Below are 12,327 nucleotides of genomic sequence, written 5' to 3'. Positions count from 1 at the left end.
CGGTCAGTACGCCTTGCCGATGTCGGACTTGGCGTTGGCCGCCGCGTACTCGCTGTCCTGGATGACGATGTTCTCGCCGACCGCCTCGCCCTTGGTGAAGCTGTCGAGGGTCTGGAAGGCGAGGGGGCCGAAGCGCGGGTTGGACTCGACGACTCCGAAGATCCAGCCGTCGACGATGCCCTGGACCGCGTTGCGGGTGCCGTCGATCGTGACGATCTTGACGTCGCCGGCCTTCTTGCCCGCGCCCTTGAGCGCGTTGACCGCTCCGAGGCCCATCTCGTCGTTCTCGGCGTAGATCCCGGTGATGCCGGGCTTGGACTGGATGAGCTGTTCGGTGACCGACTGGCCCTTCTCGCGGGCGAATTCGCCGGTCTGCTCGAAGACGACCTTGAGTCCGGGGGCCTTCGCCTGGATCTGGTCCTTGAAGCCCTTGGTGCGCTCGGTGGTGACGTTGTTGCCGGGCGCGCCGAGCAGGATGGCGATCTCGCCCTTGCCGCCGGTGGCCTCGATCATCTGGTCGGCGGCGCGCTTGCCCTGCTCGGTGAAGTCGGAGCCGATGAAGCTGACATAGTCCTTGCACGCCTCGGCGTTGATCTTCCGGTCGATGGTGACGATCGGGATCTTCTTGGCGCTCGCCTGCTGGAGCACGGGCTCCCAGCCGTCGGAGTTGAGCGGCGCTATGACGAGCAGGTCGACGCCCTTGGAGATCAGGTCCTGCACATCGCTGATCTGCTTGGCGAACTGCGACTGGGCATTGGCCGTCAGCAGTTTGACGCCGCGCTGTCCCGCCTCGGCCTTGATGGAGGCGGTCTCGGCGATACGGAACGGGTTGGCCTCCTTCTCGGACTGCGAGAAGCCGACGGTGGCGGTCTTGAGGTCGAGCTTCTTGCCGCCGTAGGCGTCGATGGCGCACTTCTCGCCACCGCCGCCCTCGGCGACCTTCTGACCGCTGTCCTGGGTCTGTTCGGCGGCGCTGTCCTTGCTGCCGGAGTCCTCGGACTTGGCGCAGCCGGCGGCCAGAGTGAGGCTTGCCGCGAGGCCTATGGAGAGCAGGGTCTTGGTGACGGTGACACGGGCGTGCGGCTTCATGGGACTCCCCATCTCAAGGCGCCGAGGACCGGGGTCGGCGGTGGACCTCATCCGGACAGGTTTTTACATCGTTGGAAGAGCCGTGTAAACACCCCGCGCAGCAAGAGATTTGACGACCACCGCCGACAGCGAGCACAGCACGGAGGTGAGTTGACGGACCCTCAGTCGCCTCTCCGTCCCAGCGTGCTCTCCCGCTCCACGAGGACGAACCCGGGCTGGAGCTCCCGTGACGGCCGCGACGCTTCGGCGTCCTGGTCGCGGTTGAGCTGTCCGACCAGGGACTCGACGGCGAGCCGCGCGATGGCCTGCTTGTCCGGCGCGATGGTGGTGAGACTGACCGCGCCGAACCGCGACTCGGTGATGTCGTCGAAACCGACCACCGCGATGTCCTCGGGCACCCGCAGCCCACGCTCCGACATCACCCGCATCGCACCCACCGCGACCAGGTCGTTGTACGCGAACACGGCGTCCGGCAGCATGCCGGAGTCGAGCAGCTGGGCCATGGCGGCGGCCCCGTCCTCCCGGCCCCAGCCGCTGCTGGCCACGACCAGCTTCTCGTCGATCGGCACGCCCTGCGCGGCGAGTTCGGCCTGCCAGCCGAGATGGCGCAGGTGGGCGGGTTGATGGACGCGGTCCTGCCGGGCGCCGAGAAAGGCGATGCGGCGGCGCCCGAGGTCGAGCAGATGGCGTACGGCGGCACGCGCCGCGGAGATGTTGTCGATCGCGATGTGGTCGTACGGCAGGTCGTAGCGGCGCTCGCCGAGCAGCACCAGCGGAATGTCGTCCGTGCGCGCGGCGAGGTCGTCGGTCTCCAGCTCCAGCGGGCTGAGGATCAGTCCGTCGATGACCCGGGACCTGAAGCCCTGGCATACGAGGATCTCCTGCTCCCGGCTGCCCTGGGTGTGATCGAGCAGCACGGTGTACTCGTGCCGGGCGGCCGCGTCGATGACCGCGCCGGCGAGCTCGGCGAAGTACGGGTTGCCCAGCTCCGGCAGGGCCAGCGCGATGATGCCCGTACGCCCTTTGCGCAGGTGGCGGGCGGTGAGATTGGGCCGGTAGCCGAGTTCGTCGATGGCCTCCTGCACGCGTGTCCGCATCGCCGGAGTGACATGCGGATAGTTGTTCACGACATTCGAGACGGTCTTGATGGAGACACCCGCACGCTCGGCGACGTCCTTGAGACTCACCCTCACCGACTCCCCCAACCCTGTTCGTCAGGCACCTGGACAGAGCGCAGGAGGCGTGCTGTCATGCCAACTGCCCTTGTTTCCAACGTTATACAAGATGGTGGAGACAACCGGCAGAGCCAGCACCTGCTTCTCCGTAAGAGCAAGCTCCCGCTTCTCCGCACTCGGAGGTACCGTGCGAACATCCTCCCCCAGTCCGTGGCGCGGCCTGTACGGCTGGGCCGTCGCCCTGCTCGCCGTCTTCGCCCTCTTCGCCACCACGACCGGCCCGGGAGCCACCAGAGCCGAGGCCGTGGAACCGGCCGCGCCACACGGGCTGAAGGGCGACTACTACATCCAGTCCGCCCCAGGAGCCTTTGACTTCGGCACGCTCAAGGCCACCGCGGTCGACCCGGCGCTCGACTTCAACGACCTCGAACCGCGGCTGCGCGCCCGCACCGGCCAGGCCGACGACGCCAGCGTCCGCTGGACCGGAAAGCTCACGCCGGAGAAGACCGGCGACCATGTGTTCTCGATCTCCGGCGACAACGGCTTCCGGCTCTGGGTCGACGGCGCGCTCGTCATCGACCACTGGGTCGACGACTGGGACATCGAGCAGCACTCCCAGCCCGTTTCGCTCGAGGCGGGCCGCGCCTACGACTTCAAGGTCGAGTACTTCGAGCACTTCGGCGGCTCCAACCTGCATCTGCGCTGGACCCCGCCGGGCGGCGAGAAGAAGGCCGTGCCCCAGTCCGCCTTCACGCTGCCCGACGGCTTCGACTACGACGGCCCGACCGCCGTCGCCGTCGAGAAGGACGGCCGAACGCTCAGCCTCGACTTCGCGTCCCCGCTGGCCGCTCCCGCGGCCGGCCTGGACGAGCATCTGGACATCGAGATCGGCGGCACCGCCTGGCCGCGCGGTGCGGCCAGACTCGACCCGGCGAACCCGAAACGGCTGATCGTCCCGCTCGACGAGCCGGTGGTCGGCGGCCACGGCGGCTCCGCCGATGTGCGCTACGACGGCCAGGGCGGCCTGTCCGGCGCCGACGGCAAGGCCGTCGCCGGATTCTGGACGAGCGGCCCGATCAACTCGACGTACCAGCTGCGCACCAAGTGGGCCGACCAGGTCGGTCCGGACAACGCCCTTCCCGAGTACCCGCGCCCGCAGTTGACCCGCGACGCGTGGCAGAACCTCAACGGCACCTGGCAGTTCGCGTCGGCCCGTCCCGGCGAGCGGCCGCCGGTGGGCAAACAGCTCGGCGAGAAGATCCTGGTGCCCTACCCCGTCGAGTCCCAGCTCTCCGGCATCGGGCGCCACGAGGACCGGATGTGGTACCGCCGCACCTTCACCGTGCCGAAGGACTGGCACGTCGGCGGCGGCCAGCGGCTGAAGCTCAACTTCGACGCCGTGGACTGGCAGGCCGAGGTGTACGTCAACGGCAAGAAGGTGACAACCCACAAGGGCGCCTACGACCGCTTCAGCGTCGACGTCACCGACGCCCTGAAGCGAACCGGCCAACAGGAACTGATCGTCGGCGTGTACGACCCGACCGACTCCGCCGCCGGCGAGAACCCGCCGGTCGGCAAGCAGCGCCTGGACCCGAGCGGCATCTGGTACACCCCGTCGTCGGGCATCTGGCAGACGGTGTGGATGGAGCCCGTCGCCGCCGTCCACGCCGAGGACGTCAGGACCACCCCGGACGTCGCGGGCGAGAAGGTGGCCGTCGAGGTGCGCGGAGTCAGGGCCGGGGTGCGCGTCACGGCTGTCGCGTACGACGGCAAGCGCGAGGTCGGCAGGGCGTACGGAACCACCGGCAGCCCGCTGTCCGTTCCGGTGCCGAAGCCGCGCCTGTGGTCACCGGCCGACCCGCATCTGTACCAGTTGAAGGTGACCGTCGGAAACGACAGGGTGGGCAGCTACTTCGGCATGCGCCAGGTCGAGGTCAGGACGCTCGACGGGAAGCAGCGCACGTTCCTCAACGGCAAGCCAATGTATCTGATGGCCACGCTCGACCAGGGCTTCTGGCCGGACGGCCTGCACACCCCGCCGACCGATGAGGCGCTGGCGTACGACCTCAAGGCGCACAAGGCGATGGGCTTCAACTCGGTGCGCAAGCACATCAAGGTCGAGCCCGACCGCTGGTTCTACTGGGCGGACAAGCTGGGCCTGCTGGTCTGGCAGGACATGCCCTCCATGGCCAGGAGCCCCAGGTCCGGCGCCGAGAAGGCCCAGTTCGAGCACGAGCTGTCGGAGATGATCGAGCAGCACGACAGCCATCCGTCGGTGGTCATGTGGGTCACCTTCAACGAAGGCTGGGGCCAGTACGACCAGGCCAGGATCGCCGACTACGCCAAGTCGCTCGACCCGAGCCGTCTGGTCAACAACATGAGCGGGCTCAACTGCTGCGGCGCGGTGGACGGCGGCAACGGCGACATCGCCGACGCACACGGCTATCCGAGCGCGCAGGTGCCCGCTCCCGACGGGAAACGTGCACTGGTCAGCGGCGAGTACGGCGGCCTCGGTCTCGCCGTGCCGGGACACTCCTTCCCGGTCCAGCACACCTATGTCGGCGTCGCCAAGGACAAGTACACCGATGTCTATCTCGACCGGCTGAAGGAGGTCGAGCAGCTGGCCGCGTGCAAGGGCGGCAACGGCGCGGTCTACACCCAGATCACCGATCTGGAGGGCGAGTTGAACGGACTCCTCACATACGACCGCAAGGTGCTCAAGGCCGACGCCGGCCGGCTCAAGGCCGCTCACGAGGCGCTGATCAAGGGCGCCGAGAACGGCACGCTCAGCTGCACCACGTCATGACAGCCACGTCATGACTGCCGCCTCATGACCGCCCGCTGACGGGCAAACCCCGGCCCGCCCACCTCCCGCCAGAGGCGGGCGGGCCGTCCTCTTCCCGCTCCCCACCCACCACCGGCAAGGAGCACCTCCATGCCCCTCGACCGTCGCCGCTTCCTGCGGACCGGCGCGCTCACCCTCGGCGCCGCCGCCCTCTCCGGACCTCTCGTCACCACCGCCTCCGCGGCTCCCCGCGCCGCCGCACCCGCCTCCGACGCCTTCCTCAGGCTGCCGCCCGGCAGCGTCACCGCGCGCGGCTGGCTGGCCGGGCAGCTGCGGCTTCAGCTCAGCGGGCTGTTCGGCCGCTACGAACAGCGCTCTCACTTCCTCGACTTCAACACCACCGGCTGGGTGCACCCGGACCGGGGCGGCTGGGAGGAGGTGCCGTACTGGCTGCGCGGCTATGTGCCGCTCGCCATCGCCACCGGTGACGCGGCCGCGCTGGCGAACGCCCGCCGGTGGATCGACGCCGTTCTCGCCACCCAGCAGGCCGACGGCTTCTTCGGCCCGCGCTCGCTGCGCACCTCGCTCAACGGCGGCCCCGACTTCTGGCCGTTCCTGCCGCTGCTGATGGCCCTGCGTACGCATGAGGAGTACGCGCAGGACGCCCGCATCGTCCCGTTCCTGATCCGCTTTCTGCGCTATATGAACGCACAGGGCCCGGGCGCCTTCAACACCAGCTGGATCTCCTACCGCTGGGGCGACGGGCTGGACATCGCGCTGTGGCTGTACCGGCGCACCGGCGAGCCGTTCCTGCTCGACCTCGCCGCCAAGATGCACACCCATGGCGCGAACTGGAACGACAACATCCCGACGCCGCACAACGTCAACATCGCCCAGGGCTTCCGTGAACCGGCTCAGTACGCGCAGTTCACCGGCGCCGACGCGCTGACCCGGGCCGCGTACCGCAACTATGCACAAGTGATGGGCGCATACGGCCAGTTCCCCGGCGGCGGTCTGGGCGGCGACGAGAATGTCCGGCCCGGTTTCGGCGATCCGCGGCAGGGCTTCGAGACCTGCGGAATCGTCGAGTTCATGGCCAGCCACGAGCTGCTGACCCGGATCACCGGAGACCCGGTGTGGGCGGACAGGTGCGAGGACCTGGCGTTCAACATGCTGCCCGCCTCGCTCGACCCGCAAGGGGCCGGCGTGCACTACATCACCAGCGCGAACAGCGTCGACCTGGACAATGCGCGCAAGACCCAGGGTCAGTTCCAGAACGGCTTTGCGATGCAGTCGTACCAGCCGGCGTGGACCAGTACCGCTGCTGTCCGCACAACTACGGCATGGGCTGGCCGTACTTCACCGAGGAGCTGTGGCTGGCCACGCCCGACGGCGGTCTCGCCGCCGCGATGTACGCGCCGTGCGAGGTGACCGCGCAGGTCGCCGGCGGCACGACCGTGGCCTTCACCGAAACCACGGGCTACCCCTTCACCGACACGGTCACCTTCACACTGGCCACGCCCAGGCAGTCGGCCTTCCCGCTCCACCTGCGCATCCCGGGCTGGTGCCGTGGCCCGTCCGTCGCCGTCAACGGACGGCCGGTGGCCGCTCAGGACGGTCCGGCGTTCGTACGGATCCACCGCACCTGGTCGGACGGCGATGTGGTGACGCTGCGCCTGCCGCAGCGCACGACCGTACGCACCTGGCCGGCCAACCACGGTTCGGTCAGCGTCGACCGCGGCCCACTGACGTACTCGCTGCGCATCGGCGAGGAGTACGTCCGCCACGGAGGTTCGGACAACTTCCCGGAGTACGAGGTGCATGCCACAACCGCGTGGAACTACGGTCTGGTGCCCGGCAGTTCACTCGCCTTCCACCGCCCGCGCGGGCCCGTCCCCGACAACCCGTTCACCCACGACACCACGCCGGTCCGCATGACCGCGCGGGCGCGCCGCATCGACGAGTGGATCGCGGACAACGAGCAGGTGGTCGCACCGCTTCAGCAGAGCCCGGCCCGCAGTGACGCGCTCGCGGAGACGGTCACGCTCATTCCCATGGCGGCGGCGCGGTTGCGCATCACCGCGTTCCCGACGGCCGCGCCGAACGGCACGGCCTGGATTCCGGAGCCGCCGTTCCGCCGCATCCTCAACAAGCACAGCAACAAGGTGCTCGCGGTCGACGGGATGTCCACGGCGAACAGCGCGCGGGTGGTCCAGTTCGACAACTCCGGTACCGGCGACCACGCCTGGCAACTCGTGGACAGGGGTGACGGCTGGTTCCTCGTACGCAACGGGCACAGCGGAAAGGTGCTCGGGGTCGACGGCATGTCGACCGCCGACAGCGCGATCGTGGTGCAGTTCGAGGACAACGGCACCGCCGACCATCTGTGGACCCTGGTCACGGATGCCGACGGCTGGTACCGCATCCGCAACCGGCACAGCGGAAAGGTCCTCGGGGTCGACGGCATGTCCACGGCCAACAGCGCGCAGGTGGTGCAGTTCGACGACAACGGCACCGCCGACCATCTGTGGCGGTTCGTCTGACCGCCGGCCGAATCGGACCTCAGCGGGAGCAGATCACACTGACGAGAGTGAAGGAGGCGAAGAACGGCCCTTCGGAGAGCGCGGCGAACCAGCGGCGGCCGCGCGCCTCGTCGATATGACCGTCCTTGATGGCCTGCTGCATATTGCGGCCGAGTCCCAGGGTGTGATCGGCGTCCTGGAAGTCGCGGAAGACGGGTGTCGTCGCGAGCACCGTCTCGACGACGAAGCCCGCCTGCTCGGCGTGGCGGGCGAGGCTCCGGCCGATGGTGGCGTTACGGACCACGTCCGACGTGGTGTACCGGGTGAAGGCGCGGCTTGTGCCGAGATCTTCCGCGTCGACGGCCAGGGTGTCCCAGTCGGGTTCGGCGAGACCGATCAGAGCGCCGGGCCGGGTGGCCAGGTGCAGTTGGGCAAGGACCGCCGCCGGATCGGCGACATGCATCAGCACCCGGTCGATCTTGGCCCGGTCCGCCGTGCCGGGATCGACCGGGAGGGCATGCGCGTCGGCCTCGCGGATCTCCACCGCAGGCAGGCCGTCCGTGCGCCGGCGGGCCTCGGCGAGCATGGCCGGGTCCCGGTCCACGCCGATCACCGTGCCGCTCGCGCCGACGCGGTCGGCCAGCGCCGGAAGGTCGGTGCCCGGTCCGCATCCCACGTCCAGCACGGTCTGACCCGGCCGGACGTCCAGCAGATCGAGCAACTCCTGCTTGTACGCACGTCCGGCCCCGCCGGCAGCGGCTCGGAGCATGTAGGCAGCCTGGTCGGGCCGGGAGGCACCAAGGGTCGTCGACATGGGCAAGAGTCAAACATCACGGTCGGCCGGGGCGCTACCGGGGGCGCGGCTGCCACGACAGTGGGACAGCCGCGCCCCCGCCCTCGCCGGGGAGGTGGCGAGGTCAGGCGGTGTGCAGGGTCAGTCCGTATCGGCCGAGGATCTCATTGACCGGCTGGAACCAGGTGTTGCCGCCCGTGCTGCAGTTGCCCCAGCCTCCGGAGGTCACGCCCTGGGCCTGGTCGCCGCTGATGAACGAGCCTCCCGAGTCGCCGCCTTCGGCGCAGACGTTGGTCCTGGTCATCTGATGGACCGAGCCCTGGCTGTAGTTGACGGTCTCGTTCTTGCCGAGCACCGTGCCGCAGTGCCAGTGCGTGGTGGAACCGGAGCGGCAGATCGAGGAGCCGACCGGGGCCTCCCACGAGCCGCGCACCAACTGGTCGGAGACCTGGCCCCAGCCGAGCACGACGGGCACGGTCCACCAGCCCCAGCCGATGCTCACATACGCGTAGTCGTTGTCCGGGAAGGACGAGCCCTGGAAGGTGCCCATGGCGGAGCCGTCCCAGCCGCGGACATGGCTGCCCGCTCCGCCGCAGTGCCCGGCGGTGACAAAGCCGCCGTGCACCGAGAAGCCGATGGAGCAGCGCACGTTGCCGGTGTAGTACGGGTCGCCGCCGACCGTTCCGGCGGCGAAGGTGGTCGGGGCCTGGGTCACGGTTTCGACCTGAACGGGTCCGGCCTTGCGGGCGCGGTCGAGGAAGGCCCGTACGTCGCTGTTCTGGCGCTGGTCCGCCACGACGCTGATCACGACCGTGTTGGCCCTGGGGTCGACATGCCAGCTGCTCACACCGGCCGGTGCGGACTGGCTGTCGATGCGCTTCTTGACGGCATCGAGCTGTGCGGCGCTGTGCGTGACGACCCGGGTGAGCGCGCCGGTCGACCGTACGGCGTCGGCTTTCTGACGGCTGGTCACGGCGACGGTCAGCTTTCCGCTGTCCGCGTCGAACCAGGTGCCGGCGAAGGAGGTTCCGGCGGCGCGTTCCGCCTTGCTCTGGACGGCGAAGGCGGCCTTCTCCTGCGCGAGGCGCTGCCGCGCCTGCTGTTCGGTCAGGCCCAGGTCCTTCTGCATGGCGGTCACCAGGGCGGGCGTGGCCTGGAGCGTTTCTCTGGCAGTGGGAGCGGGAGTGGGGGCGGGGGCGGCGGTTGCCGTGGGGGCGGTGAGTGCGCCGAGCACGAGGAGTGCGGATACGGCGGCACGTATTCCGATCTTGCGTCTCACGAGGTGAACCCTTCTTTTGTTCCGTTGATGTGGGGGTGGAACAGACGGGTGGAGCAGGCTGCCGAGAGCGCTCTCAGCAGGTATGTGGCGCGTCGGCCGGTGCTGGGTGGGCACCGGCCTGCGCGGTGGGGATGCGGATCAGGGCGCCCAGGCGGCTTCGATCGCCCAGGTGGTGTCCTCGGTGAAGGAGGCGGGGTTGTCCCAGGCGTTCGGGCCGCCGGGTTTGGCGAGCCAGAGCTCGGCGTTGATGTGCCGCAGATAGCTGCCGGGGAAGTTGGCCGCCGACAGCCGTACGCCTGTGCCGGTATGGCTCGCGCAGAAGGTGGCGTCCTCCCGGAACAGGCCGGAGCCGTCGTTCGCCTCCCGCCGGATCCGGTGTCCGCGGTGGCGCAGATACTCGCCGGGATAGTTGCGGGACTCGAAGGAGTGGCAGACTCCGTTGGCGAGCCCCGGCACGATCTTCCAGGTGGCGTCGCTCTTCAGAACCGCGCCGCTCGCCGCGTCGACCACCTCGGTGAAGCCGAGGCCGTCGAAGTGCCGGACGTAGCGGTTGGTGTGGCCGGGCGTGGTCACCCGCAGCGACCGGTACTGGCCGACGGGCAGCGCCACCGGCGGACCCGCCACCCGGGAGGCCTCGATCAGCGCCTGGTTGGCGCTTCTGATCCGCGGCGCGTCCACCTTGAGCACCTGACGGTCGTACGTCAGCAGCCCGTTGACCTCGTTCTCGACATCGGTGATCTCGGTGTAGACCGAGGCCGACAGCCCGGCCGGCATCGAGTGCAGGCGCAGGGTGTCGATGAGTCCGGTGAGCCGGTTGTTGAGCGCGGTCAGGCTCGGCTGGTCCTCGTAGCTGAACCCGCCGCCGGGGTACCACTCGTGGCCCGCGACCTTGAAGCCGAGTCCGCCGAACTCGCCGAGCACGGCCGCCCGGGTGGCCGACGGCGCCGTGTTCCCGGGCCCTACGTAGATGTGGTTGTCCACCACGTCGCCATTGCCGCCGTCGACCGCGCCGCAGCAGTTGACGCCGCTCATGTTGTCGACCAGGCGGGAGGGGTCGTACGCCTTGATCTCGTCCGCGATACGGGCCTGGTCGTACTGGCCCCAGCCCTCGTTCTGGTCCACCCACATCACCAGCGACGGGGAGCTGCGGTGCTGGTCGACGACGGCGCGGAACTCGCTCTCCCACTGCGCGCGGGCCGCGGCGTCGGGCGTCTTGCCGCTGTCCATCGCGGGCATGTCCTGCCAGACGAGCAGGCCGAGCCGGTCGGCCCAGTAGAACCAGCGCTGCGGCTCGACCTTGATGTGCTTGCGCACCATGTTGAACCCGAGGTCCTTGTGGGCCTGGAGATCGGATCGGAGCGCTGCGTCGGTGGGCGCGGTGTAGATGCCGTCGGGCCAGTAGCCCTGGTCCAACGTGCCGGTCTGGAAAACGAACTGCCCGTTCAGGACCGGCCGTTTGACGCCGCCGACGTCCTTGACGGCGATCGACCGCATACCGGCGTAGCTGCCAACGTTGTCACCACTGCTGAGCTGGGCGGTCACGTCGTAGAGGAACGGGTCTTCGGGCGTCCAGAGACGCGCGCCGGGCAGGGCCACGGAGAGCTGGCTCCCGACCGGTCCGGTGGCGCTGCCGACCGGGCTTCCGCCGGAGGAGACGGTGACCGTGACGGTCTGGCCGGTCGCACCCGCGGCGTGCGCGGTGACGCGCAGGGTGCGGTCCTCCAGCCGCGGGACCAGGTCGAGCCGAGTGATGCGCGCGGCGGGAGTGGGCTCCAGCCAGACCGTCTGCCAGATGCCGGAGGCGGCGGTGTAGAAGATGCCGCCGCCGGGATGCGGTGTGACGTCGTTGATGCGCTGCTTGCCGACCGCGCCGCCGCCGGTCTGGGTCGGGTCGTACGCCGAGACGACGACGGTGTTCGTGCCGCCGTTGAGCAGCGGCGTGATGTCGTGGCCGAAGGAGTCGTAGCCGCCGCGGTGCACGGCCCCGGCCTGCTGTCCGTTGACCCAGACCGTGGTCTGCCAGTCGGAGGCCCCGAAGTTGAGCTGGACGCGGCGGCCGTTCCAGTCCGGCGGGACGGTGAAGGTGCGCCGGTACCAGAGCTTGTCGTTCTCCGTGATCTTGCGCTGGATGCCGGAGAGAGCCGACTCGGGGACGAACGGCACGCGGATCTGTTCGGCGAACGCGGCAGGCTGGCCGGCGTCACGGGAGGTGACGGCGAAGTCCCAGATCCCGTTGAGATTGGCCCAGTCGGGCCGGGTGAGCTGCGGGCGCGGGTATTCGGGGAGCGGGTTGTCCACCGGGACGCCGGCGGTCCAAGGCGTGGTCATCGGCGGCGGTTTGGGGTTCCAGTCCGCGGCCGGCACGCTCGCCGCGGCGGTGTCGGCACCCGTGAGCAGGGCAAGGATCAGGCCCGCCACGATGGCCCAGACGCCGACCGGACGATGCGCACGGCGTGGACGACGCATACGGCGCGGACGGGATGCGCGGCGTAACACGCCACGTCGTGCGTCAGGTTGTGCGTCGGGTTGTGCGGCAAGTCTCGGCACGGTTCTCTCCATCACCTGCGTGACGCTGGGAGCGGTGCTTTTCTCACGTTAGAAATTCGCGGCGCACCATACGACAGCATCGGCACAAGGATTTGTCCAGACCTTTCACGTCGATGGCCGAGGCGACACCACTGCCG

At 69.3% G+C, this 12,327-nt stretch carries 6 protein-coding genes and 1 pseudogene; 2 read left to right on the top strand and 5 right to left on the bottom strand.

Annotated features, from left to right (window positions below):
• Nucleotides 1-3: 3 nt before the first annotated feature.
• Both ACH4YL_RS10635 and ACH4YL_RS10630 read right to left on the bottom strand, forming a co-directional pair.
• Nucleotides 4-1,089: an ABC transporter substrate-binding protein gene (locus tag ACH4YL_RS10635; RefSeq protein ID WP_398506782.1), complete on the bottom strand. Its 1,086-nt coding sequence runs from the start codon at nucleotides 1,087-1,089 to the stop codon at nucleotides 4-6.
• A 161-nt stretch (nucleotides 1,090-1,250) separates the two neighbouring features.
• Nucleotides 1,251-2,282, bottom strand: a complete 1,032-nt coding sequence (locus tag ACH4YL_RS10630) for a LacI family DNA-binding transcriptional regulator (RefSeq protein ID WP_398506780.1) — start codon at nucleotides 2,280-2,282, stop codon at nucleotides 1,251-1,253.
• 91 nt (nucleotides 2,283-2,373) lie between these two features.
• Here ACH4YL_RS10630 and ACH4YL_RS10625 point away from each other — a divergent pair, with 91 nt between their 5' ends.
• Together ACH4YL_RS10625 and ACH4YL_RS10620 are read left to right on the top strand one after the other, a co-directional pair.
• Nucleotides 2,374-5,070, top strand: coding sequence for a PA14 domain-containing protein (locus tag ACH4YL_RS10625; RefSeq protein ID WP_398506778.1), 2,697 nt, complete (start codon nucleotides 2,374-2,376; stop codon nucleotides 5,068-5,070).
• Between the two features lie 129 nt (nucleotides 5,071-5,199).
• Nucleotides 5,200-7,592: pseudogene (locus ACH4YL_RS10620) on the top strand (RICIN domain-containing protein).
• A 19-nt stretch (nucleotides 7,593-7,611) separates the two neighbouring features.
• Here ACH4YL_RS10620 and ACH4YL_RS10615 read toward each other — a convergent pair.
• The 3 genes from ACH4YL_RS10615 to ACH4YL_RS10605 all read right to left on the bottom strand — a co-directional run bounded on the left by ACH4YL_RS10615 (nucleotide 7,612) and on the right by ACH4YL_RS10605 (nucleotide 12,109).
• Complete coding sequence (locus ACH4YL_RS10615; protein ID WP_398506776.1) at nucleotides 7,612-8,385, bottom strand: methyltransferase domain-containing protein; 774 nt, start codon at nucleotides 8,383-8,385, stop codon at nucleotides 7,612-7,614.
• 103 nt (nucleotides 8,386-8,488) lie between these two features.
• Nucleotides 8,489-9,643 carry a S1 family peptidase gene (locus tag ACH4YL_RS10610; RefSeq protein ID WP_398506775.1) on the bottom strand — a complete coding sequence of 385 codons (1,155 nt, stop codon included), beginning with the start codon at nucleotides 9,641-9,643 and terminating at the stop codon, nucleotides 8,489-8,491.
• A 138-nt stretch (nucleotides 9,644-9,781) separates the two neighbouring features.
• The gene (locus ACH4YL_RS10605; protein ID WP_398506774.1) at nucleotides 9,782-12,109 is read right to left on the bottom strand and encodes an AbfB domain-containing protein; all 2,328 of its coding nucleotides are present in this window, start codon (nucleotides 12,107-12,109) and stop codon (nucleotides 9,782-9,784) included.
• Between the last annotated feature and the right edge of the window lie 218 nt (nucleotides 12,110-12,327).

The sequence above is a fragment of the Streptomyces sp. NPDC020681 genome (assembly GCF_044334895.1).
Taxonomy (GTDB): Bacteria; Actinomycetota; Actinomycetes; order Streptomycetales; family Streptomycetaceae; genus Streptomyces.
Note: the sequence above shows the minus strand (reverse complement) of the source record. Positions and strands in the feature narration are given on the sequence as shown.

Bases quoted from the DNA above. Each gene is read 5' to 3' on its own strand.
- ACH4YL_RS10635 (WP_398506782.1), bottom strand. From the start codon at position 1,089: ATGAAGCCGCACGCCCGTGTCACCGTCACCAAGACCCTGCTCTCCATA.
- ACH4YL_RS10625 (WP_398506778.1), top strand. From the start codon at position 2,374: ATGGTGGAGACAACCGGCAGAGCCAGCACCTGCTTCTCCGTAAGAGCA.
- ACH4YL_RS10615 (WP_398506776.1), bottom strand. From the start codon at position 8,385: ATGTCGACGACCCTTGGTGCCTCCCGGCCCGACCAGGCTGCCTACATG.
- ACH4YL_RS10605 (WP_398506774.1), bottom strand. From the start codon at position 12,109: ATGCGTCGTCCACGCCGTGCGCATCGTCCGGTCGGCGTCTGGGCCATC.